The 24,046-nt window shown below is 68.0% G+C and carries 19 protein-coding genes; 14 read left to right on the forward strand and 5 right to left on the reverse strand.

Annotation, left to right across the window (positions count from 1 at the left end):
- Positions 1-9 precede the first annotated feature (9 nt).
- Positions 10-414: a hypothetical protein gene (locus ACFWUU_RS11010; protein WP_137257302.1), complete on the forward strand. Its 405-nt coding sequence runs from the start codon at positions 10-12 to the stop codon at positions 412-414.
- On the opposite strand, the gene ACFWUU_RS11015 is transcribed toward ACFWUU_RS11010, so the two are convergent.
- The gene (locus ACFWUU_RS11015; protein ID WP_380174692.1) at positions 391-897 is read right to left on the reverse strand and encodes a winged helix-turn-helix transcriptional regulator; all 507 of its coding nucleotides are present in this window, start codon (positions 895-897) and stop codon (positions 391-393) included. The genes ACFWUU_RS11010 and ACFWUU_RS11015 overlap by 24 nt on opposite strands.
- Positions 898-951: 54 nt before the next feature.
- Here ACFWUU_RS11015 and ACFWUU_RS11020 point away from each other — a divergent pair, with 54 nt between their 5' ends.
- Entirely contained in the window at positions 952-1,410 is a 459-nt protein-coding gene (locus ACFWUU_RS11020; protein ID WP_233714982.1) for a nuclear transport factor 2 family protein, read from the forward strand.
- Here ACFWUU_RS11020 and ACFWUU_RS11025 read toward each other — a convergent pair.
- From ACFWUU_RS11025 to ACFWUU_RS11035, 3 genes are read right to left on the reverse strand one after another with little or no spacing between them, the layout of a single operon-like run.
- On the reverse strand, positions 1,400-2,119 hold the full coding sequence (locus ACFWUU_RS11025) for a DUF4386 domain-containing protein (RefSeq protein ID WP_380174695.1): 720 nt from the start codon (positions 2,117-2,119) through the stop codon (positions 1,400-1,402). The two genes, ACFWUU_RS11020 and ACFWUU_RS11025, sit on opposite strands and share 11 nt — an antisense overlap.
- On the reverse strand, positions 2,116-2,352 hold the full coding sequence (locus ACFWUU_RS11030; RefSeq protein ID WP_380174697.1) for a hypothetical protein: 237 nt from the start codon (positions 2,350-2,352) through the stop codon (positions 2,116-2,118). The genes ACFWUU_RS11025 and ACFWUU_RS11030 overlap by 4 nt, the downstream gene beginning before the upstream one ends.
- A 54-nt stretch (positions 2,353-2,406) precedes the next feature.
- Positions 2,407-4,959 carry a LuxR C-terminal-related transcriptional regulator gene (locus ACFWUU_RS11035; RefSeq protein WP_380174699.1) on the reverse strand — a complete coding sequence of 851 codons (2,553 nt, stop codon included), beginning with the start codon at positions 4,957-4,959 and terminating at the stop codon, positions 2,407-2,409.
- Between the two features lie 161 nt (positions 4,960-5,120).
- Here ACFWUU_RS11035 and ACFWUU_RS11040 point away from each other — a divergent pair, with 161 nt between their 5' ends.
- On the forward strand, positions 5,121-6,872 hold the full coding sequence (locus ACFWUU_RS11040; protein WP_380174701.1) for an ABC transporter ATP-binding protein: 1,752 nt from the start codon (positions 5,121-5,123) through the stop codon (positions 6,870-6,872).
- Positions 6,865-8,649 (forward strand): ABC transporter ATP-binding protein, encoded by a 1,785-nt coding sequence (locus ACFWUU_RS11045; RefSeq protein ID WP_380174703.1) that lies wholly within the window; start codon positions 6,865-6,867, stop codon positions 8,647-8,649. Before ACFWUU_RS11040 ends, ACFWUU_RS11045 begins: the two co-directional genes overlap by 8 nt.
- Here the strand turns inward: ACFWUU_RS11045 and ACFWUU_RS11050 are convergent.
- Positions 8,640-9,053: a cupin domain-containing protein gene (locus ACFWUU_RS11050; protein ID WP_380174705.1), complete on the reverse strand. Its 414-nt coding sequence runs from the start codon at positions 9,051-9,053 to the stop codon at positions 8,640-8,642. The genes ACFWUU_RS11045 and ACFWUU_RS11050 overlap by 10 nt on opposite strands.
- 101 nt (positions 9,054-9,154) lie before the next feature.
- Between ACFWUU_RS11050 and ACFWUU_RS11055 the strand changes: the two genes are divergently transcribed.
- The 10 genes from ACFWUU_RS11055 (at position 9,155) to ACFWUU_RS11100 (ending at position 23,902) form a co-directional block, all read left to right on the forward strand.
- A complete protein-coding gene (locus ACFWUU_RS11055; protein WP_380174707.1) occupies positions 9,155-10,171 on the forward strand; it encodes a ferritin-like protein in 1,017 nt (338 codons plus the stop codon).
- A gap of 100 nt (positions 10,172-10,271) precedes the next feature.
- Positions 10,272-11,210 (forward strand): ABC transporter ATP-binding protein, encoded by a 939-nt coding sequence (locus tag ACFWUU_RS11060; protein ID WP_380174709.1) that lies wholly within the window; start codon positions 10,272-10,274, stop codon positions 11,208-11,210.
- Entirely contained in the window at positions 11,210-12,559 is a 1,350-nt protein-coding gene (locus ACFWUU_RS11065; RefSeq protein ID WP_380174711.1) for an ABC transporter permease, read from the forward strand. The genes ACFWUU_RS11060 and ACFWUU_RS11065 overlap by 1 nt, the downstream gene beginning before the upstream one ends.
- A 123-nt stretch (positions 12,560-12,682) precedes the next feature.
- Complete coding sequence (locus ACFWUU_RS11070; protein WP_380174712.1) at positions 12,683-15,325, forward strand: alkaline phosphatase family protein; 2,643 nt, start codon at positions 12,683-12,685, stop codon at positions 15,323-15,325.
- A 27-nt stretch (positions 15,326-15,352) separates the two neighbouring features.
- Positions 15,353-16,003, forward strand: a complete 651-nt coding sequence (locus ACFWUU_RS11075) for a DNA/RNA non-specific endonuclease (RefSeq protein ID WP_380174714.1) — start codon at positions 15,353-15,355, stop codon at positions 16,001-16,003.
- Positions 16,000-16,377 (forward strand): hypothetical protein, encoded by a 378-nt coding sequence (locus tag ACFWUU_RS11080; RefSeq protein WP_380174716.1) that lies wholly within the window; start codon positions 16,000-16,002, stop codon positions 16,375-16,377. Before ACFWUU_RS11075 ends, ACFWUU_RS11080 begins: the two co-directional genes overlap by 4 nt.
- Before the next feature lie 119 nt (positions 16,378-16,496).
- Positions 16,497-18,524, forward strand: coding sequence for a HelD family protein (locus ACFWUU_RS11085; RefSeq protein ID WP_380174718.1), 2,028 nt, complete (start codon positions 16,497-16,499; stop codon positions 18,522-18,524).
- 26 nt (positions 18,525-18,550) lie between these two features.
- A complete protein-coding gene (locus ACFWUU_RS11090; protein ID WP_380174720.1) occupies positions 18,551-19,813 on the forward strand; it encodes a hypothetical protein in 1,263 nt (420 codons plus the stop codon).
- 66 nt (positions 19,814-19,879) lie between these two features.
- Entirely contained in the window at positions 19,880-21,313 is a 1,434-nt protein-coding gene (locus tag ACFWUU_RS11095) for a glucose-6-phosphate dehydrogenase (RefSeq protein ID WP_380174722.1), read from the forward strand.
- A 90-nt stretch (positions 21,314-21,403) separates the two neighbouring features.
- Positions 21,404-23,902, forward strand: a complete 2,499-nt coding sequence (locus ACFWUU_RS11100) for a X2-like carbohydrate binding domain-containing protein (protein ID WP_380174723.1) — start codon at positions 21,404-21,406, stop codon at positions 23,900-23,902.
- The last annotated feature ends 144 nt before the right edge of the window (positions 23,903-24,046 follow it).

A 24,046-nucleotide genomic window follows, 5' to 3' on the forward strand; every position in this document is an offset into this window, starting at 1 on the left:
TCTGAGGCCGTGACGAGTTGGCGGGATGAACGACGACAAGCGGCGGTCGAGCATGCGGCCGCGTTGGAGCGTCGTAAGGCGTCGGAGACCGCGCAGGCTCGTCAGCTCCTCATCGATTTCATCGCGACGCTGAAGGAACGCGGCATCGAGCCGGAGCCGTTGCGTGCGCAGGTCGTCGGATCGAACACGAGCTACCGGACCAACCTCACCGGCTGGTACCTGCGCCGCAACCGCTCGCTCGCAGTAGATGTCGACGGCAACTTCTACATCCTCGGCGTACCCGCGAGCCTGAAGGCCCGCGTCGCCGGCGTGCACGTCGTACCGTCCGACCCGCCGCTGATCGTCGGTCAGGGCGCCCGCGACGGCGAGTCGCTGCCGCTGGCCGAGCTGCTACGGCTTCGGCTCGAGTCCTAGCACGCTCGCGATCAACGCCGTACCGGGAGCGGTCCGGCCGCCCGGCCCGGGCAACGGTGCGACCTCGTCCATCGTCAAGGCCTCGCCGCACTCGGAGCAGGAAACCGTCGGGGTCGTCTGCTTGCCACACGTCGTGTGGGTGAACCGGATCGGCTGGCCGGCCGGGGGAGTCGCCCAGCGATCGCCCCACGCGGTCAGCGCCATCAGGATCGGCACCAGCTCCTTCCCCGCCTCGGTCAGCTCGTAGCTGTACCGGACCGGGTTCTGCTGGTACGGCGTCCGCCGTACCAGACCGCCGTCGACGAGCGTGGTCAGTCGGTCGGTCAGCAGGTTGCGGGAGATCCCGAGGTCGGTCACGAACTGGTCGAAGCGGTTCAGGCCCAGGTACAGGTCACGCAGGACCAGAGGTGTCCACCAGTCGCCGATCAGCTCCAGGGACTGGGCGAGCGAGCAGTGCATCGAGGCGAAGCTGGTGTTCCGCATGGCCCTGAGTGTAGTCAGTTGCGTCATTGAACTCACTAGCCCTAGGGTGATCCCATGGGCATTTACCACCAGATCGTGGCGCGGCAGGTGCGGAACGCGTTCGCGCAGATCAGCGCGGGCAACTGGGAGGCGATGGTGGCGGGGATGGCGCCCTCGTTCACGTACCGGTTCTACGGCGACCACGCGCTGGGCGGCGAGCGCCGTACTCATGACGCGCTGCGGGCCTGGTGGGAGCGCTGCTTCCGGCTGCTGCCGAACACCCGGTTCGAGGTGCAGGATGTGCTGGTGAACGGCTGGCCGTGGAACACCCGGGTCGCAACGGCCGTCACCGTCCACGTGGGCGTCGTGGACGGTTCGACGTACGAGAACGTTGTTCATCAGTTCCTGCGGATCCGGTGGGGGAAGATCACCGAGGTACGGACGCTCGAAGACACCGCCGTACTGGAGAAGACCCTCGACCGGTTGGCTGCTGCCGGGTACGCCGAGGCGCACGCGGCTCCGATCACCGGTTGAGCTCGGCCGGCTTGAGGCCCTTGAACGTCATGTAGAGGCCGATCGAAAGCTCCCAGAGGGCGACCGGGAGGGTGGCGACCGCGGACCCTACGGACAGCTGCTCGTTGTGTCCGAGGACGGTCAGGATGTTCGCGGTCAGCAGCAGCGGTGCACCGACGAGGCCCATGATCGGCATGAACCGCGGGACGCGGCGGGAGCGGTACATCAGCGTGCCGAGCAGGATCGCGCTGATCGCGGGCATGGTCCCGGCTCCGAACAGGAAGGACCAGTTGCGGACCTCGACGAGCGCCTGACCGACGATGCCGAGTGCGGTGGGGTCGGCGGTGCCGGCGAGATCCTGGCGCAGGTTGACGACGGCGACGAGGCTGACGACCCCGATCATGATCACGGCCGCCTCAATCGTCCGGGACGTGACGAAGCCGAGGGCCAGGGACTCCTTGTACCGCTTCATCACCGGGAACAGTGCGACGGCACTGCCGATGCCGGCCAGCGCGTTGACGAAGTCGAGCAGACAGCCGAACAGCACCCGGCTGTCCTGGCCGGCGCCGAGGATGTAGTTGTGATCGTGTAGCACCGGGCCGATCAGGAACAGCGCCGGGAACGAGGCGGCGAAGGTCACCAGGTAGAAGATCCCGGCGGCGCGGGCGTGGCCGCGGTCCGGATCGGCGGAGCTGACGGTGGTGCTCGGGGCACGTGCGGTGATGGTCATAACGGTTTCCTTTGCGGTTGGTTGGTGTCGATCCGGTCGACCGAGAGCAGCGGCAGACCGAGGTCGCGGAGTCGCTGCAGCAGTCCGTGCAGGGCTGCCTGGTCGGCCACTCGGCCGTGGAGGACGGTGGTGCCGTCGGCGTGGGTGAGGGTCATTCCGTCGAACCACGCGGCCCACCGGGGATCGATTCGCCCTTCGAGGCGGATTTCGTACCAGGCTGATTCGTGGTCCATAGCCGCAAAGTAGGCGCGGGCCTGGTGAGCGCGCGTCACATCATGTGGTGATCTTCAGCGGGTGAGGAGCCCGAGCTGGTGAGCCCGCCGGATCGCCGCGCGCCGGTTGTTGACGCCGAGCTTGGTGTAGATGTGCTTGGTGTGCGTCCGCACGGTGTTGAGCGACACCACGAGCTCCCGTGCGATCGACGGGCCGTCGAGCTCGCCGGTGAGCAGCCGCAGTACGTCGAGCTCACGCTCGCTGAGCGGATCGATCAGGCTCCGCGGGGCGGTCACGTGCTTGGGTCGGCCGGCTGCGTCGAGAAGTCTTTGGGCGTAGGCAGACCGCTGTCGCTGCAGCATCGCGGTGCCGTCAGCGATGAACACCCGCACGTAACCCTCGGGTTCGGCCAGCGCCAGCGCACGTTCCAGCGGAGCGGGATCGCGGGCGGCGAGCGCCTGAAGCACCAGGATCTCGATCAGGCTGCCGGTCCTGCCCTCTGCAGCTTCTCGTAGCTTGTCGAGGAGCGGTCCGGCGTCCTGGTGCTGAGCCATCATCAGCCGGGCCAACGTCACATGCTCGTACTCGTGGAGATAGGACAACTCGTCCGGCAGGCCTGCCGCCCATTCCTGCGCCGCAGCAAGCTCGCCGCGGGCGATCAGCAGTCGGGCGCGGACCGCGGTGAGCGGGCGGACGTTGGGGGAGAAGTCGCCGACGTACACCTTGATCGCCGCGTCCAGCAGTTCGAGGGCGCTGTCGAGATCGCCTTCGACCTCGCGGATGCGGGCCATCGCGAGGCGCCAGCGGTACGGGTTCTGTGGGAGGTCGGACGCCAGCTCCTCGCCGCGGCGCAGGTAGTCGGTGGCGGCGTCGAGGTCGTTCCGTTCCCAGGCGATCCGGCTCAGACCGACGTACATGTCGGAGGTTCCGCGGACACCGTGGCCGACTTCGAGCGCTCGTTCCAGCGTCGCCTGTGCCTGTCGCAGGTGGCCGAGGGTGATTTCGAGATCGGCCAGCGTGACCGAGCACCCGAGGACATCGGAGATGTGCCCGGCGCGTTCGAGCCCGGCCGTGGCGGCGGCGTACCCACGGTGGGCAGCCTCGATGTCTCCACCGGACCACGAGGCAAGCGCGGACAATGCCGAGGCGGCCGATGTGGTGAGGTCGTCGCCGGGTACGACGAGCCGGAGTGCGACGGCGGCGTGTTCGATGGTGCCGGTCGGCTTGCCCGCGATCAGATCGAGCGCGGCCCGGTAGGTCTCGATCCCGCTCGGCACGCGCTCGAGTTCCTCGCGATCCACGACGACGAGCGCGTCGGCCGGTCCGGCCAGCTGCCGTTCGATGTCCTGCAGCCGCTGCTCGACGCCAGTGAACTCGTTGCTGGCCATCAACGCCCCGACGAATCCGATCGCGAGCACCGGTCTGCGTCGTACGACGTCTTCGGGGATGACGTCCAGCCAGCGCCGGATCGTGGCCTCCTGCCGCTCCCGCCGCAGCGCAGGGACCGCCAGCTCGACCAGGTCCGCGGCGTGGTCGACATCTCCTGCTGCGACGGCGTGGTGCACGGCGGCGACGGTGTCGCCCGCGTCGTCGTACCACTGGGCGGCGCGGCGATGCAGCTCCGAGATGTCGCCGCGCTCGGCGAGGAGACGCGCCCGCAGTACGTCGGTGAAGAGGTGGTGATAGCGGTACCACTGGCGACGGTCGTCGAGCGGTACGACGAACAGGTTCTGGCGCTCGAGGGATTCGAGCATGGCCCGACCGCCGGGCTGCCCGGTGACGGCATCGCACAGCGGGCCGGTCAACCGGTCGACGACACTTGTCTCGAGCAGGAACCGGCGTACCTGCTCCGGTTGGCGGTCGAGGACTTCGTCGACGAGATAGTCGACGACGTACCGGTCGTCGCCCGCGAAGTCGTCGATGAACCCGCTCGCGTCGCTGCGACCGCGCAACGAGAGCGCGGCCAGTCCGAGCGCGGCGATCCAGCCTTCGGTGCGTTCCTCGAGCGTCGCGATCGCGGCGGCGTCGAGCCCCATCCCGGTGAAGTAGCTGTCCACCTCTTCGAGCGTGAAACGCAGATCGGCCGCACGTACTTCGACGAGCTCGCCGCGAGTCCGCAGGCGGGACAGGGGGAGTGCAGGGTCGGCGCGGGTGCTGATCAGCAGGTGGAGCTGGGGTGGGAGATGGTCGAGCAGGTACGTCATGCCACGGCTGATCTCCAGGCCGTCGGCGAGGTGATAGTCGTCGAGGACGAGGTCGATCTCGCCTGGCAGAACGCTGAGTTCGTTCAGTACGCCGGCCAGGACCGTCTCGATCGGCGTAGGACCGGCCTGGAGCAGTGCGAGCGCGTCCTCGGCGATGCCCGGCGCGGCGCGATCCAGCGCGGTCAGGACGTAGGTCCAGAAGGCAACCGGGTCCTGATCGCTCTCCTCCAGCGAGACCCAGGCCGCGTCGTCGGCGGCCCAGGCCGAGACGAGCGTCGTCTTGCCGAAGCCCGCCGGAGCGGACACCAGTGTGAGCCCGGTGCCGTCCTTGCGCAGCAGTCGTTCGTCGAGCCGTGGCCGGTGCACCAGACCCGCGCGGCTCCGCGGGCGGTAGAGCTTGGTCTCGACCAGCGGTCCGGCCATCACACCCCCCGTACGACGTCGTTGAGATGAGAATAGGCCCGCGATTGCGGGCCCGGCCGGAAACTCGAATGCTTTTGTCGGTGGGGGCGGTTACGGTCGGTCGAGTGCTGACTCTGCTTCGCTACGGCGTACGTGTTGCACCTGGAAGCACCCTTCTGACGATGGGTCTGGCCGTCCTCGGCTCGCTGCTGGGGATGGCGGTCACCTTGCTGACCGGTCGGGTCGTCGGGGCGGTGCCGGGTGTGATCGACGGACGCCCCGGAGCGATGCCGCTCGAAGAGTTCAGCTGGCTGCTCGGTGGCTTGCTTGCCGTCTTCGTCATCGACAGCCTGACGCCGGCGCTGCAGCAGGTCGCCTCGCTGACGATGGACGCCGGCATGGTCCGCGCGATCGGCACCGGCATCACCGAGCCGCTGCTGCGCCCGCGTCGCGTGCAGCATTTGGAAGACGCCGAAGTCCTGGATGTGCAGGAACGCGCGAAAGGCAAAGGCGGATTCCACCTCGCCCAGGGCATGAGCCAGATGCCGTACCTGCTCGCCAGCCGGATCTCGCTGATCGGCTCGGCGGTGATCGTCGGCGCGATGTTCGAGTGGTGGGTCGCCGCGATGCTGGTCGCGGTGTCGCTGCTGCTGGAGTGGTACGGCGGTCGCCTCATCGAGCGTGAGATCGACGTCTGGTGGGGCAACACCGAGGAGCAGCGCCGCGCGAACTACGCGTTCAACCTGGGTATGCGCGATGCCCCGAAGGAGCTGCGTGTCTTCGGACTGCACAACTGGTTGGTGGAGCGGTACGTCCGCGAGTGGACGGCCGGCTACCGCGAGGTGTGGAGCCGTCGGGGCAAGAACGTGAAGTTCTCGATCCTGATCGGCGGCGTGCACCTGATCGCCAACAGCATCGCGATCCTCGCCGTCGGCCGCGCGGCGCTGAACGGCTCGCTGCCGCTGACCCAGGTCGCGACGACACTGCCCGCGATCCTCGCCATCGGGCAGTCCAGCAACGGGTACGGCGTGGTGCAGGTCCGCCGCGGACTCTCGGCGTACCGCGCGATGCGGGACCTGCCGCAGACGATCGCCGAGCGGCACCCCGAGCCGGTCACGGAGGCGAAGCATCGGATCGAGACGATGCCGGCCCGCGAGATCCGCTTCGAGAACGTCAGCTTCCGCTACCCGGGCTCCGAGGTCGACGTACTGCGTGGCCTCGACCTCACGCTGCACTCGCACGAGGCGCTCGCGCTGGTCGGCATCAACGGCGCCGGGAAGTCCACGTTGGTGAAGCTGCTCGGCGGTGCCTACAAGCCGACGAGCGGGCGGATCGTCGTCGACGGTGTCGATCTCGCGGAGCTGGATCTGTCTGGTTGGCAGCGACGGGTCGCGGCGATCGTGCAGGACTTCCTGCGGTTCCCACTCTCGGTCACGGACAACGTCGTGTTCGGCGCGGTCGAGCGTGCGGGGGATGAGCTGATATTGGCCAGGGTTGCCCGCGAGTCCGGGATCGACGCCGTCGTCCGCGGGCTGCCGAAGGGCTGGGACACCGTCCTGGACAAGACGTTCGACGGCGGCGTTGAGCTGTCCGGTGGTGAGTGGCAGCGGGTCGCGCTGGCGCGGGCGTTGTTCGCCGTCCATGCCGGCGCGGGTGTGCTGGTGCTGGACGAGCCGGCGGCGGCTCTCGACGTACGCGCGGAGGCCGAGTTGGTCGAGCGGTATCTCGAGCTGACCTCGGGCGTGGCGTCGTTGATCATCTCGCACCGGTTCTCGGTCGTGCGCAATGCGAACCGGATCTGCGTGCTGTCCGACGGACGCATCGTCGAGGACGGGACCCACGAGGAGCTGCTGGCCAGGGACGGCGAGTACGCCGGGATGTTCCGGCTGCAGGCCGAGCGCTACGTCACCGGACCGGAGGCCGTCGATGCCTAAGACGTACCGCATCCTCTGGCTCTGGCTGAGTACGTCGTTCCGCGCCGCGCCGGGGCTGATGACGATCTCGGCCGTCCTGGTCGCAGCCCGCGCCATCACCGCACCGACCCAGACGTACGGCGTGAGCCGGCTCGTCGACGGGATCGCGTCGGACCAGTCGAGCACGATCGCCCTCGGCATCGGGATCATCATCGGCGGCCTCGCGGTCTCGTTCGTCGCGGACGGACTGGGCTGGCCGCTGCAGGACACCGCGCAGGAGCGGATGGCCGGTCGCGTGCACGCGGACCTGCTCGACGTGACGACCGGGATCCCCGGGCTGACCCATCATGAGCGGCCCGATGTCGCGGACCGGCTGGAGTTGGTGCGCGAGCGTGCGTGGCGGATGGGCGTCGGTGCCGAGGTGCTGCTGTGGGCGTTCGCCACGGTGACCAACACCGCGACCGTGTTGACGCTGCTCGGGTCGGTGCATCCGCTGCTGCTCGTTCTCCCGTTGCTCGGTTGCGCGCGCATCTGGTCGGCGTACCTGAGCAGCACGCGGCAGCAGAAGGCCTGGGAGGACTCGCTGCCGCAGGAGCGCCTGGTCGACCGGCTGATCGAGGTGGCGAAGGATCCGCGGACAGGTCTCGAGCTGCGGGTCTTCGGACTCGGGAAGGTCTTGCTGGACAAGATCTTCGCGTTGCAGACCGAGCGGTTCGAGCGCCGCGTCGCGGCTGCCCGCTGGGGTGGCAAGGTCGACGGCTCGGTGCGGCTCGTGTTCGGACTCGCGTACGCTGCGGCCATCGTGTGGGTGATCGCCCGCGCGCGGAACGGTCAGGCCACGGCGGGCGACGTCGTACTCGTGCTGCTGCTGGCGCCACAGGTCGATCAGATGACCGGCGGTATCGCGCAGAACGTGTACTGGGTCGGCGAGGTCGTGCGCAGCTTCAGCCGGTACGACTGGCTGCGTGAGTACGCGAAGCAGAACTCGTGGCGCTCGAGCGCGACGCCGGCCCCGGAGCGACTCACCTCGGGGATCGAGCTGCGGAACGTCGGATTCTCCTACCCTGGTTCGGAATCCGCGGTCCTCAGCGACATCAGCCTGACCCTGCCGGCCGGTGCGGCGGTCGCGCTGGTGGGGGAGAACGGCGCCGGGAAGACGACCCTGGTCAAGCTGCTCGCGCGGATGTACGACCCGACGACGGGCAGCATTCTGGTCGACGGCGTAGACCTCGCGACGATCCAGCCGGACGATTGGCGATCACAGCTCTCGGCCGGGTTCCAGGACTTCGTGAAGTTCGAGCTGACCGCGCGGGAGGTCGTCGCGATCGGCGATGTCGCGCGGGCCGGTGACGAGGACGCCGTACACACCGCGATCCTGCGCGGTGATGCGGAGTCGGTGATCGCCGGGTTGCCGCACGGGTTGGACACCCAGCTGGGCAAGAAGTTCACCGACGGCGTCGAGCTGTCCGGCGGGCAGTGGCAGCGGCTCGCGCTGGCCCGTGCGTTCATGCGCGAACGCCCGCTGTTGTTGCTGCTCGACGAGCCCACCGCAGCGCTCGACCCGGAGGCGGAACACCGGCTCTACGAGCAGTACGCCGAGGCGGCCAAGGTCGCCGCCTCCGAGACCGGCGGCATCACCGTCCTGGTCTCACACCGCTTCTCGACCGTCCGGATGGCCGACCTGATCGTCGTCATGCACAACGGCCGCGTCGAAGAGTTCGGCACCCACCCCGACCTCCTCGCCGCCGGCGGCCGCTACGCCGAACTCTTCGAACTCCAGGCCCGCGCCTACCGCTGAGCCCGTCGATCCGCCCGCGCAGCCAGCTCGTCCTCAGGCACCAGCACGAACATCTCCTGCCCGGGCGCGCACAACATCGTCACCGTGAACCTCACCGGCACGTCCGACCGATTGTTGCCGTCCTGGTAGTGGATGACGTCGCCGCCCGGCTCCCAGAACGACTCACCAGCCTTGATCACCCGCGGCGGCTCACCCTCGAGCTCGAACAGCATCTCGCCCTCGACGACGTACCCGAAGGCCGGCCCGGAGTGGCGGTGCGGCGGCGCGCCCGGGTCCCCGGCCGGATACTCGACCACCACGGTCATCACGTGGAAGCTCTCGGGAACGAACGGCGGCTCGACCTCCTGCAGCATCGTCAGCGCGGTCTGCCATGCGGTGGAGCGTTGTTCGGTCGTGTCGGTCATCGAAGCTCACCTTCCCGTTGGATGCGGTCTCCCTGGAAAGACCGACCAGCCAGGTCGGCTGTGACGGTCACACGCGATGCCGCTGTCCTGTCTCAGTAGGTATGAACCAGCGCATCTCGACGATCGACAGTCTTCACGAGCACCTGCAGTGGGCGATCGAGCTTGAGCACGCGACGCTTCCGCCGTACCTGTGTGCCTTGTACTCGTTGGACCCGGCGCGCAACCCGGATGCGGTCGAGTTGGTGAGTAGCGTGTTCGTCGAGGAGATGATTCACCTCTCGCTGGCGTCGAACCTGTTGAACGCCGTTGGCGGCGAGCCGCGGCTGGACTACCCGGGCATGTTGCCGGGGTACCCGCGCCGGCTGCCGCACGGCCAGGTCGAGCTGTCGCTGTTGCCGTTCGGGCCGGATGCGTTGGAGATGTTCCTGCGGCTGGAGAAGCCCGAGGCGCCGGGATCACCGGCGGAGAGCGACCACTACGAGACGATCGGGCAGTTCTACGACGCGATCGAGGAAGGCCTGCGGTACCTGTGCGAGACGCTCGGCGAGGACAAGGTCTTCTCCGGCGACCCCAAGCGTCAGGTGACGGCGGGACCGTTCCATCACACCGGCGGCACGGTGCAACCCGTCACCGATCTCGAGTCGGCGCTGGCCGCGCTGGAAGAGATCGTCGAACAAGGGGAGGGCACCTCGCGCGGCGAGGTCTGGGACGGCGACCACGACATCTTCCACCCCGACCGCGACGAGGTCGCGCACTACTTCCGGTTCATGGAGCTGAAGCTCGGCAGGCGCTACCAGCGCGGGGACACCCCGGCGTCCGGTCCGACAGGTGAGCCGGTCGCGCTGGACCTGACCGGAGTGTCTCCGATGCAGCCGAACCCGCACCGGTCCGACAACGCCCAGATCCGCGCCGCGCAGGAGGAGTTCGACGACTCCTACTGCACGCTGCTGTACCTTCTGGAGCAGGCGTTCACCGGCGAGCCGACGCTGATCCGCGACTCCGTCCGCGCGATGTTCGCGCTCAAGGCCGAGGCCCTCAAACTCATGCAGCTGAGCGAGGACGACCACACCACGGCCGGCCCGACCTTCCAGTACGTGCCTCAGGACGCCCGCCGCTGAGAGACCGCTGAGAGGTTCGGCAACAAGATCTGCATTCAGTTCGCCATTTGTTTACCTTCGGTCTTCACCTGACCGTACATCGCTTTCTAATGTATTAACCATGGACACACCGCCCGCTGTCCGTGCCCGCGGAATCACCAAGTACTTCGGTGAGGTCGTCGCGCTCGACGGCGTCGACCTCGACGTCGCACCAGGCCAGATCCACGGAGTGGTCGGACCCAACGGGGCCGGCAAGACCACACTCCTCGGCCTGCTGCTCGGTCTCGCCGTCGCCGACCGCGGCACGCTCGAAATCCTCGGTACGCCGGTCGGCCGAGCCCTCGCCGTACCGGAAGGGGTCGCCGGCTTCGTCGACGGTCCCGGCCTGTACCCGTCGATGACCGCCAAACAGAACCTCGCCGCACTTGCCGCGCTCCGCGGCGACGAGACGCAGACGATGAACATCGACGAGGTCATCGCCCAGGTCGGCCTCACCGATGTGGCCGACGACCGCGTCCGCGGCTTCTCGCTCGGCATGCGCCAACGCCTCGGTCTCGCCGCCGCCCTCCTCACCAAACCCCGCCTGCTGATCCTCGACGAGCCTTCCAACGGCCTCGACCCAGCCGGCAAGAAGCATGTGTACGGCGTACTCACCCGCCTGGCCGCGAACGGTACGGCGGTCATGCTCTCCAGCCACCGGATGGACGACGTCGAGCAGCTCTGCTCCGACGTGACTATCCTGTCGACCGGACGGGTCGCGTTCTCCGGACCGATCAGCAAGCTGGCCTCCGAGGACAGCGAACTCGAGTACCGCGTCGTCACCTCGAACCCGGCAGCCGCGCGCCGGCTGGCCCGTCAGACCAACGGGGTCCGGCTGCGCGACGACGAGGCCGTCAAGGACGGCGTCGAGCTGCTGGTCATCTCCGCGACGATCCCGGCGCTGGACGAGTTCGTGAAGCAGCTCGTCCAGGACGACATCGCCGTACGCGAACTCGCACCGGTCGTCTCGCCCCTCGAAGCCGCGTTCCTGGCCCTCACCGAGCAGCAGGAGAACAACTGATGACGGCCACCGCCGCCGCCCCTGCAACAACCCCTGTGGCCCGCAAAGTCTCGATCGTGCGCGGCTACCGCTTCGAGCTCGTCAAACTGCTCTCGCAGTGGCGGGTCCGCGTTCTGATCATCGCGTGCTGGCTGGCCCCGGCGGCCTTCGTCGCCATCATCAGCCAGCAGGCCTCGCTCCCGGTCGACACGCTGTTCGGCCGGATGATGCACGCGACCGGATGGGCCGGGCCCCTTGTCCTGCTCGGCTTCTCGGGATCGTGGGCGCTGCCGTTGCTGACGTCGCTGATCGCCGGTGACGTGTTCGCGTCCGAGGACCGGCTCGGCACCTGGCGACACCTGCTGGTGGCGGTCCGTTCGCCGCGCCGCATCTTCGTCTCGAAGGCACTGTCCAGTCTGACCGTGATCCTCCTGCTGGTGATCGGGCTGGTCGTGTCCAGCACGATCAGTGGCCTGCTGGTGGTCGGCAACCGCGAGCTGATCGGTCTCGACGGGCACATGCTCTCGCCGGGGCACGCGGCCGGGGCGGTCTTCCTCGCCTGGCTGTGTGCACTCGCACCGACCCTCGCCCTCGCCGCGATCGGCCTGCTCGGCTCGGTCGCACTCGGCCGCTCGCCGATGGGGCTGCTACTCCCGGCAGTGGTCGCCCTGGCGATGCAGATCGTCCAGCAGCTCCCGGTCCCGGTCGCCTTCCGCCTCGCACTTCCCGGCTACGCCTTCATCAGCTGGAACGGCCTCTTCACCAGCCCGGCCCAGCTCGGCCCGTTGCTGATCGGAGTCGCGGTCAGCCTGGTCTGGGCGATCGTCGCGACCGGCCTGGCGTACTTCCTGTTCGTACGGCGTGACTTCACCAACCCGACCCACGACGGCTCCGGCCGGCTGGCGGTCACGGCCGGCCTCCTGCCCCTCGTCGGACTGCTCGTCGTCAGCACCGCGGTCGTCGCTCCGGTGAGCGGCTTCGGTTCGGGCATCGACCAGGACAAGGTGCAGAAGGCCGTCGCGACCGAGTTCGCCCATCTCTACCGCCTGCAGACCAAGCAGCTCAATCGGGCCGATGTCACCGAGGAGCAGCTGCAGAGCGCGGCCGAGTGCACCAAGGGCGGCGACCAGGTCGCCGCGCAGGGGCCCGGCAACGACTGGCGGTGCGTCGTGAGCTGGCACATCCCGGGGGTGCAGGCCGCCGGCTCGGCGATCTACCAGCTCGACATCAACCCACTCGGTCGGTACGTGTCCGACGGGGACGGACCGAAAGAAGTGAATGGCTTCTTCCTGGTCCGGACCCCGTCGGGAGACGAACCGAACCCACTGTGGCAGTTCGACGGCAACATCGAACTGCTACCTGCCAAGTAAGACCAACCCGAAGGGATAGCTCCCATGCAGGTAACACGCCGCCGCAGGCGTGACGAAAAGGGCTCGTCGAGCCGCCTCCGGCGCAGAGTACCACTGGTAACAGCAGGCACTACGGCTGTTGCAGTGGCACTCGCAGGCACCGCTGTGGCCTCGACAACCGGCTTCGGACACGAGCAGGTCGGCCAGGTCACCGACAAGGGCCAGGTCATCTCGTCCGACCAGTACATCAAGCCGATCGGCGACCGCCTCGTGCTCCAGGACGGCAAGATCATGTCGTCCACGGTGAGCCCGGACGGCACCCATCTGGCCGCAGGCGTGACCGACGGCGGAATGGCGCTGGCGATCGTCGACCTGAAGAACTGGAAGGTCCAGCAGTACATCGGCAACAACGCCGCCGCCGACCTCAAGATCCCCGGCAACGACATCGGCCAGGAAGGTCCGACGTACTCGCCGGACGGTAAGCAGGTCTGGCTGGGGCAGACCGACGGTTACCGGAAGTTCACCGTGAATTCGGACGGCACGCTGGCGAACCCGACGTTCGTGCCGATCGCGGCCGACGGCGCCAAGCACTCGCTGGCGGCTGCGGCGGTGTTCTCGGCGGACAGCTCCACTGTGTACTCCGCCGTGAACGGCCAGAACCGCGTCATCGCGATCGACGCCGCGACCGGCGCGATCAAGCAGAGCTGGGCGACCGGCAACGCACCGCGCGGCATGGTCATGGTCGGCGACAAGCTGTACGTGAGCAACGAAGGTGGCCGGACCGCGAAGGCCGGCGACACGACGCTCGACTCCTACGGCACGCCGGTCGTCGCGAACCAGAACTCGATCACCACGACCGGTACGGTCAGCGTGATCGACCTGAAGAACCCGGCGGCCGCGGTGGCCAGCATCCCGGTGGGTCTGCACCCGACCGCGGTGTACGCCAAGAACGGCAACGTGTTCGTCGCGAACACCTCCAGCAACACCGTCTCGGTGATCAACACCCGCTGGGGCAAGGTCACCCAGACCATCGCCACCCAGCCGTGGCCGGAGGCCTCGGTCGGCTACGAGCCGAACGGCATCACGCTGACCGACGACGGTCACCTGCTGGTCTCGCTCGGCCGCGCCAACGCGGTCGCGGTGTACAAGTTCAAGAACGCGCTGGAGCCGGTCAGCTACGTCGGCCTGCTCCCGACCGACTACTTCCCGGCCGAGCTCGCCCAGGTCGGCAAGGACATCGTGGTCTCGAACACCCGCGGCATCGACGCTCGCCGTACCACCACCGCCGCCGGCCGCGGCACGCACGACACCACGTCGAGCCTGACCAAGTTCCGGCTGCCCGACGACCACGCCATCCAGAAGCAGTACACCGGCCAGGTCTTCGAGCAGAACGGCTGGACGAAGGGTTCGGCGCAGCTCGCGACCGACAAGGGCCACCGCAAGCCGGTCGCGGTTCCGGCCAAGCTCGGCGACCCGTCGACGATCAAGCACGTCTTCCTGCTGGTCAAGGAGAACCGCACCTACGACCAGGTGTACGGCGACATCCCGGAGGGCAACGGCGACCCGGCGCTCGCGCAGTACGGCGAGAACGTGACGCCGAACCAGCACGCGCTGGCCAAGCAGTTCGGGCTGTACGACAACACCTACGACGTCGGCACGAACTCCGCCGAGGGTCACAACTGGCTGATGCAGGCCGACAACCCGGAGTACACCGAGTCCTCGGCCGGTGAGTACCTGCGCAGCTACGACACCGAGAACGATGCCCTCGGCCACCAGAAGAGCGGCTTCATCTGGACCGGTGCGCAGGCGGCCGGCAAGACCGTCAAGGACTTCGGTGAGTTCCTGTCGATCGAGCAGAAGCCGGCCGGCGCGAGCTGGCAGAACCTGTACTGCGACACCAAGCAGATGCAGACCGGTGCCGACACCAAGTACCCGATCCAGGTCGGCTCGGCGATCCCGTCGCTGAACAAGGTCGCCGTCCAGGGCTTCCCGCAGTTCGACACGACGGTGCCGGACATCTACAAGGAACAGGTCTGGGAGAAGGACTTCAAGAAGAACGGTCCGGCCAACCTGAACATGTTCTGGTACTCCAACGACCACACCGGCGGGACCGCGAACGGCCCGGCGCAGGTGGCCGACAACGACCTGGCCGTCGGCCGGACCGTTGACGCGATCACGCACAGCAAGTACTGGAAGGACTCGGCGATCTTCATCGTCGAGGACGACTCGCAGGCCGGTCTCGACCACGTCGACGGGCACCGGGCGCCGATCCAGATCATCAGCCCGTACGCGCAGCACGGCGTCACGGACAGCCACTACTACACGCAGATCACGATGATGCGGACCATCGAGCAGATCCTCGGGATCCACCCGATGAACCAGAAGGACACCGCCGCCACCCCGATGTTCGGCGCGTTCACCAACAAGCCGAACAACGCACCGTTCACCGCGGTCCCGAACCGGACCTCGCTGACCGGCGGCGTGAACCCGCTGCCGACCTGTGGCGCCGACGTTCCGGCGGCGCAGAACCCGAACGTGGCACCGGTGCCGACGGCAACGGTCCCGGCCGGGATGCAGTCGATGGCGGCGACCTGGTCGGCGTGGAAGGACCAGCAGCGCACCACCGGTCCGAACGCGAAGGCCGACTTCGCGAACCCGTCCCAGATGAACCACTTCGACTGGTACGAGGCGCACAACTGGGCCACGCCGTACCCCGGCGAGACCAAGATCGTCGCGCCGAACGACGTACCGGGTGCGGTGATCCCGGCCAGCGAGAGCGACGGCTGAGACACCTTGATGGGGTAGAAACTCCCCATGACTGATGCGCGGGCGTCGGCCCGGATCGAGCAACCTGCTCATCCGGCCGACGTCCGCGCCGTCGGTTACGGCCCGGACGACGTACCGGTGGTGCCGGCGGAGTACGCGGATCGGCCGCTGTACAAGGAAGACTCGGGCCGCGCGGAGCTGTGGAACCCGCGACTGATGGACCCGCAGCCGTCCGCGGTGTACCTGGTCGACGAACGCTATCTGTACGTGACCGACGACGTCGGCCGGGTCGTCCACGCGGAAGGCTGGCTCGGCTGGCTGCCGAAGGACGAGAACGCGGACCGGCGCAACCTGGACGCCCAACTCGAGGCGGGCGAGGCGGACCGGCAGCCGACCGACGACGGCGGCCATGTGTTCGCGACGAAGTTCGAGGGACCGGGGGAGTCGATCAATCTGACCGCGCAGTCGCGTTCGCAGAACCGCGCGGTCAAGGGCAGCGAGAACTGGCGCCGGATGGAGGAGAGCTGGCAGGCGCTACGGGCGTCGGGGATCCAGGTGCACGCGGCGATCGACCTGAAGCACCCGAACGGTACGTCGCGCCGCCCGTCCAGCCGGACGGTGATCGACCACCATGAGGGCAAACGATCACCCCGGCGTATCTTCAGGGAGACCAAACCCACGGCCCGGGGAGATCGATGACCGAGATCAGCGTGATCGACACGATCGCACGAGCCCTGGTCGCGGACCTGCCGGCCGGATGGCGTGAGGTGACCGCGGTGTACCGCGGCACGACGTCGTACGCCGAACTGGACGCGACCGTGGACTCGGCGCAACTGGATCCGCTGCCCGAAGGACTCGAGGACGACTTCGAGGAGTTGCGGCGGTCGATGTACCAGCCGGGCAAGGGCACCTGGCTGACGGCGACGATCAGTGTGACCGCCGACGGGCACTTCTCGACGGACTTCGACTACGACCATCAGCCGGCCTGGTCGATTCCTGTCGACGAAGGTATCTACGCGGCCGAGCTGGCCGAGTTTCCCCGTGACGACGTACCGGGGTGGATGCGCCGTTAATTCGGTGGCAGGCGACCTCGGCCGCTGGTAACGTCGCCAGCCTGTCTTTTCGGGATCGAATCGAACCGGATGGATCTGCTCCGGGGCGGGACCCAGCTCACGATTCGAGGCTCTCTCGCATGGCCGCAGCCGAACTCGAGGCCGAACGCGCCTTCCTGACCACTGCCCAGCTCGCTCTCCACCGCATGTACGCCGAGGTCGTCGACCGCGACGTCCAGATCATCGGCGGCGAGGACAACGACGAACGCTTCACCAACGAGGCCAACCAGCGGGCCAAGGAGATGCGCACCCACGCGCTCCTCGACCTGCCCGACGTACCGCTGTTCTTCGGCCGGCTCGACTACGAGCACGGCACCATCCCCGACCTCGACCAGATCTACATCGGCCGCCGGCATGTGCACGACGGCAGCGGCGTACCGCTGGTGATCGACTGGCGTGCGCCGGTGTCGGTGCCGTTCTACCGCGCGACCCAGAGCGACCGGCAGCGGGTGCTGATGCGCCGTCGCTACGGGTTCTCCGACCACGCCGACCTGACCGGCTTCGAGGACGAGTCGCTGACAGCCGTGGCAGAGATTGACCAGGCAGATGCCTTCCTGCGGGCCGAGATCGAGCGGCCGCGCACCGGCCCGATGCGCGACATCGTCGCCACGATCCAGCCCGAGCAGGACGACCTGGTCCGCGCGCCGCTGCATCCGAGCGTCTGTGTACAGGGCGCGCCCGGCACCGGCAAGACGGCGGTCGGTCTGCACCGGGTCGCGTACCTGCTCTACACCGAGCGCGAACGGCTCGGCCGCGGCGGCGTTGTGATCGTCGGCCCGAACCGCTCGTTCCTGTCGTACATCCGCAAGGTCCTGCCGGCGCTCGGCGAGGTCGACGTACGGCAGATCACCATCGACGAGCTGCTCACCCGGCCGACCGCGGCAATCGACGACGCCGAGCCCGAGCGGCTGAAGGGCGACGCCCGGATGGCCGACGTACTGCGGCGTGCGCTCTGGTCGTACGTCGGCACGCCGACCGAGGGAGTCCTTTACAGCAAGGGATCCCGGCGCTACCGGGTGCACGACTACGAGGTCGTCGACATCGTCTCGGACCTGCGCGAGTCGACCCGGTACGCGCCCGGCCGGAACGCACTCGCGCAGCGGATCGCGCACGTCGTACTGGTCCGGATGGAGGAGCGGGCGGAGTCGCCGGACGACCGGGTGCAGAACGCGGTCGCGCGCTCGAAGCCGGTGAAGGATGTGCTCGACTCGGTCTGGCCTCGCGTCGCACCCGAGCAGGTCCTGCACCGCCTCTTCTCGAACGCGGACTTCCTCGCCCAGGCTGCCCCCGCGCTGACCGACGAGGAGCGTACGGCGCTGTTGTGGGACAAGCCGGCGCGGTCGTGGAAGTCGGCGAAGTGGTCGTTCGCCGACACCGTCCTGCTCGACGAGCTCGAGGACCTGATCGAGCGGCGTACCGGATCGCTCGGCCATCTCGTCCTGGACGAAGCGCAGGACCTGTCCGCGATGCAGCTGCGGGCGCTCGGCCGGCGCTGCCGGACCGGCTCGGCCACGGTGCTCGGCGATCTCGCGCAGGCGACGACGGCCTGGGCGGCGGGACCGTGGGACCAGGTGCTCGGTCATCTCGGCAAGAGCGACGGTGTGGTCGCCGAGCTCGACCGCGGATTCCGCGTGCCGGAGCAGATCATCAACTTCGCCGCGAAGCTGCTGCCCGAGATCGCCCCGACGCTGCGTACGCCGACCGGGGTCCGCACGGTCGCCGACGCGTTGAGCGTCGTCTCGGCCAGCCGGTCGACGCTCGCGGACGAGGTCATTGCCGCCTGCAAGGCCGCGCTGGCAGGCGAAGGTTCGGTCGCACTCATCGCCGCGGACGATCAGGTGGCCGCGCTCAGGGATGCGATCGCCGCCGCGGGCCTGGAGGTCGCGCTGATCGGCGAGACCGAGGACGAGATCGACACGGTCCGGCTCGTCTGCGTACCGGCCACGCTCGCGAAGGGCCTCGAGTTCGACGCGGTCATCGTCGCTGAGCCCGCCCACATCGTCGCCGCCGAAGCCCGCGGCCTGCACCGCCTGTACGTCGTACTCACCCGCGCCGTCAGCCGTCTCCAGATCATCCACGCCGAGCCGCTTCCGGGCGCCCTCGGCTGATCCCCTCCCACAGCTATCGTGGCGCGATGAAGCTCGTCGTGGTGGTCGTGATCGTGCTGTTCGCGGCCGGACTCACCTGGGGCATCGTCGCGCTCGTACGCCGGCAGCGGTACATCGACTCGCTGCGGCAGCGCGGCTGGAACTTCGTCAACAGCCCGACGTTCGAGGCCGTCGCCCGACTGAACAATCCGCCGTTCGGGCTCGGCTTCGTCCGCAAGCCCGACGACCAGATCACCGGCCTGACCGCAGCCGGCCGGCCGTTCCAGGTGATCGAGTACAGCACCTCGCACTGGTCGGGTTGGGTCGGCATGGTGACGTTGTCGCGCCGGCTCCCCGAGCTGTGGATCTCCGGCGGCGACACCCGACCGCGGTACGGCGTCCTCGCGCACGCCGTACCGGCTCCGCCGCAGCTCGGTCCGGGGTGGCAGGTCGGTGCGCTCGAGCCGGACTTCGCCGCGGAGGTGATGAATCCGCAGGTGTGTTCGCAGCTGAGCGCGATGGCCGCGGGTCTGCCGGGGCTGAACGCGGGCATCGACAGCGACCAGCTCGTGGTGCTGAACCCGCCGCGGCAGAAGCCCGACCTGCTCGCCGCCTGGCTGGAGCAGCTCGGTGCCGTCGCGGCGGCGATCGACGCGGCGCCGCTCGACCGCTGGATCCAGCCGGAGCCGCAGCCGCGGCTGACGTTCTACCACCACCCCGATTGGTGGTGGATCGGCGTCGACGACAGCCTGCTGGAGTTCACGCCGGTAACGCGCAGCGGCCACGATCACAACACCAGCGAGGTCATCCGCGGCCGGGACGGCGACGGGCCGCCGTTCGTCGCGTTCACGCACCATTGGAAGACCACGCGCACGGAGTCGTACACCGACAGCGAGGGCCGCACGCAGACCCGGACGGTGACCGAGAACCACAGCGAGCCGATCCTCGGCTTCCAGCTGCCGATCCGGATGCCGCGCCTACAGGTCGGTCGGAAGGGTTTCGGCGGTGGGATCAGCTTCGAGAGCGAGGCGTTCAACCGGCAGTTCGCGGTGCACGCGCAGGACACCAAGTTCGCGTACGACGTGATCCACCCGCGCCAGATGGAGTACCTGATGGCGAACCCGCCGGCCTCGTTCCGGATCGAGGAGGAGTGGGCCTGGTTCTCACCCGGCGAGCACAGCCAGCCCGCGATCGCGCACAGCTCGCAGTTCCTCCGCGGCTTCCTGGCCCGGGTCCCGCGCTTCGTCTGGCGGAACCTCGGTCTCCCGGATTCTCCCTACCCAGCCCCTGAGACAGAGCGCGTCTCCTGACGGGAATGCGATTACCCTCGGCGCGGTTGCGTCTTTGGGTGTGGCTCCACGGATGAGCCACGAGTCTTGGGAGGCATCATCACTACGCATGCGGCCCTGCTACCGGTCGAGCGATCCTCGGCGGGTGCAGGTCAACATACCGGCCAACGAACCCTGGTCATCTTCGGCGCCAGCGGCGATCTGAGCTCGCGGTTGCTGCTGCCCGGTCTGGGCAGTCTGCTCGCCGGACCGCGCGCGACCAGCGTGCGGATCATCGGGACCGGCCGGTCACCGCTCGCCCCCGACGAATGGACGGGCCGGGTCCGATCCGCCTTCGAGTCGCACGGCGAGATCGGCCAGGTCGCGGCGGACACGCTGGCGACGACGGAGTACGTCGCCGGTGACCCGACCGATGTCGAGCACCTGCGCGCGCTCCTGGAGCTTGCCGGGCCCGCCCCCGTCCTGTACTTCTCCCTGCCGCCGGCCGTGACGACCGCGATCGTCGAGAAGCTCCGCGAGCTCGAGCTGCCGGAAGGGACCGAGCTCGCCTTCGAGAAGCCGTTCGGCACCGACGCCGAGTCCGCGGCCGCGCTCAACCAGCTCGTCGGTTCGCTCGTGCCCGAGGAGAACGTGCACCGCGTCGACCACTTCCTCGGTCGCACCGCGGTCCTGAACCTGATCGGCCTGCGGTTCGCGAACCGACTGTTCGAGCCGGTCTGGAACGCCGAGCACATCGAGAGCGTCGAGATCGTGTACGACGAGACGCTTGGTCTCGAGGGACGCGCGCAGTACTACGACAACGCGGGCGCGCTGGTGGACATGATCCAGAGCCACCTGCTGCTGGTCCTTGCGCTGCTCGCGATGGACGCCCCGGCGACGATGGACGCCGTCGAGGTCCGCAGCGAGATGGCGCGTGCGCTGCGCAGTACCCACCTCTACCGCGGCTCCGCGATCGAGGCGGCCCGCCGGGCGCGGTACGCCGCGGGCATCGCCGACGACCGCGTGGTTCCGTCGTACGCCGATGAAGCGGGCGTCGACGCGGAGCGGGGGACCGAGACGCTGGCCGAGGTCACGGTCGAGGTGGACACGAACCGCTGGGCCGGTGTGCCGTTCACGCTGCGGTCGGGCAAGGCGCTCGGGGTCGCGCGCAAGGAGATCGTGGTCAAGTTCAAGCCGCTGCGCCACCTGCCCTCCGGGCTGAACGGCGCGCGCGACGGCGAGACGCTTCGCATCGGCCTGAACCCGGGCGAGCTGTCCCTGTCCGTCCCGGCGCTCGGAGTCGACGGCCCGTACACGATGGGCCAGGTCTTCCTCGACGCGACGCTGCCGTCGTCCTCGGTCCTGCCGTACGGCGAGGTGCTCAGCGGCATCCTCCGTGGCGACCCACTCCTCTCGGTGCGCGGTGACGTGGCCGAACGGTGCTGGGAGATCGTCGAGCCTGTTCTCGCCGCGTGGCGCGCCGGCGAAGTACCCCTCGACGAGTACGACGCGGGCTCGGCCGGACCGGCGACCTGGAAGTAATCCGAGCCGATATCGCACAGAATCTTGACACGGTTAAGTAAATAGAACCAATATCCTATCCGATTCGGTTCTCTCAGAGAGGTCACCGCCATGACCAGATCCGTTCGGAGCAGGAGGGTGCGGACCGTGCTTACCGGTCTCGTCGCCGCCGTACTGCTACCGGCAGGTTTGACGGCTACAACGTCCGCAGCAGCACCCGAGAGCACGCCTCCGATCGCGCCCAAGACGGCTGCCCCGCAGCAGGCCGTCCAGGCTCCGTCGGTCGCGACCGCCACCGTCCAGTCCGGCGGCCCGGCCGGCGATATCGCTCTGCACCCGTACATGGGGTGGAGCAGCTACAGCATGCAGGTGTACGACGGCGCCGGGAACTGGATCTCGGCGGACCAGCTGATCAAGCAGTCCGACGCGATGCACAAGAAGCTCCAGCCGTACGGGTACAAGAACATCAACATCGACGCCGGCTGGAACGACGGGATCGACGGGTACGGCCGTCCGGTGCCGAGCAAGAAGCTCTATCCGAACGGGCTGCAGGCGGTGATCGACCACATCCACGCCAACGGCCAGAAGGTCGGCCTGTACGCGATCCCCGGCATCGGCAAGGAGGTCATCGACGCCAACCTGCCGGTGTACGGCGCTCCCGAGTGCAAGACCGGTGACCTGCCGGTGCAGCCGCTGCAGAAGGCGGACTACTGGGGTATCGGCTACAAGATCGACTTCTCCAAGCCCTGCGCGCAGAAGTACATCGACTCGATCGCCGACCTGTTCGGCTCCTGGGGCCTGGACTTCCTGAAGTTCGACAGCGTCACGCCCGGCTCGGGGATCAGCGACCTGTCGCTCGACGCCCGGGGTGACGTGAAGGCGTGGTCCGCGGCGCTGGCCAAGCACAAGATCTGGCTCGAGCTGTCCTGGGCGCTCGACATCAACTACGCCAATACCTGGAAGCAGTACGCGAACGGGTGGCGGATCGAGTGGGACGTCGAGTGCTACTGCCCGGGCGTCGCGCTGACGCAGTGGCAGAACATCAACCGGTTGTTCCCGAAGCTGGCGGACTGGTGGCGCTACGCAGGACCGGGCGGCTGGAACGATCTCGACTCGCTCGACGTCGGCAACGGGCAGATGGACGGTCTCACGAAGGACGAACGCCGTACAGCGGCAACCTTGTGGGCGGTCTCGGCGGCGCCGATGTACGTCGGCAACGACATGACCCGGCTGGACGACTACGGGCTGAGCCTGCTGACGAATCCTGAAGTGATTGCGGTCAACCAGGCCGGCCGTCCGGCGCAGCCCGTGTCGATGAAGACCAACAAGCAGGTCTGGTACTCGCTGAACCCGGACAGCAGCTACACCGTTGCCCTGTTCAACCTCGGCCAGACCGACTCGGACATGACGGTCAACTGGTCCGACCTCGGCCTGACCGGTCCGGCGAAGGTGCGGGACCTCTGGGCGCACAAGGACCTGGGTCAGTTCGCGAGCGGCTTCACCGGTAAGGACATCCCGATCCACGGCGTCCAGCTGCTGAAGGTGACGCCGCAGAAGGGCTCCACGATCCGGGTCAACGACGACGACCTGCGGGTCGGGTACGACGGCGCGTGGCAGCGCAACAACAACTACGAAGTACCTTCGGTGTCCGAGCCGCTGACCGTCACGGTCACCGACTCGTCGCAGGCGAAGACCGCGGACGTCGGTTCGCGGACGCAAGAGGTCAACAACGACGACTCGCAGATCGTCTACACCGGCACGTGGCACCAGAGCACGGGTCGTGGTCTCGGTGACTACAAGGACGACGTGGCGTGGTCCGAGACCGACGGCGACTCGTTCTCGTACAGCTTCGTCGGCACCGGCGTCGACTACGTGACGGAGACCGACCCCGGACAGGGTGACGTCGACATCTACATCGACGGTCAGTTCAAGCAGACGGTGAGCACGTACCTGGATCCGTCGCAGGGACACAACAAACCGCAACAGGTCGTCTACAGCATCTCGGATCTCCCGAACGGCTCGCACACGATCCGCGCGGTGAAGAAGTCCGGTCAGTTCATGCTGCTCGACAAGCTGAACATCCGGCAGGAGAGCCTGCTGAACCCGGACTCGGCGACGTTCGACAAGGGTTCTCCGGCCGACGTCAGCGTGCAGCTCGGTCGCGATCCGGGCGAGCTCGCCGGCATCTCGAAGGCCGGTGTGGATCTGGTCAAGGGGACCGACTACACGGTCGCCGGGAACGTCGTGACGATCAAGGCGGCATACCTCGCGAAGCTGGCGGCCGGAACGGTTCCGCTGGACTTCCGGTTCCGGGGTGACTACCGCGACGACATCCACGCCACGACGGCGAACGGCGCGGCGGTCAACTTCGCCTTCACCGGCACGGGTGTCGCGTGGAGCACGGAGCTGGCTCCGGACCAGGGGAACGCCGACGTCTTCGTCGACGGAAAGCTGGTACGCCGGGTGAACCTGCACGGTGATGTCCGACTGACCAATCAGCAGGTGTTCGCTGCGACCGGTTTGAAGAACGGAGCGCACACATTGCGCATCGTGAAGGTCGATGGCGACGTGCTGCGCAACGACACAATCAGCTACACGATCGCTAAATAGCTTTGCCCGCGGCAGCGGGCGGTGGTCCTCTTGGACCGCCGCCCGCTGTCCTGTTGCCGGGGTCACAGCGTCTGACTGACTGATCAGTCAGTTACTTTGTTAGGCTTACCTGTGGGGGATCGAGCTGGCATCCCTGTCGAACGA

Origin of the sequence: Kribbella sp. NPDC058693 (genome assembly GCF_042715335.1) — a bacterium.
In the GTDB taxonomy this organism is placed as follows: domain Bacteria; phylum Actinomycetota; class Actinomycetes; order Propionibacteriales; family Kribbellaceae; genus Kribbella; species Kribbella jiaozuonensis.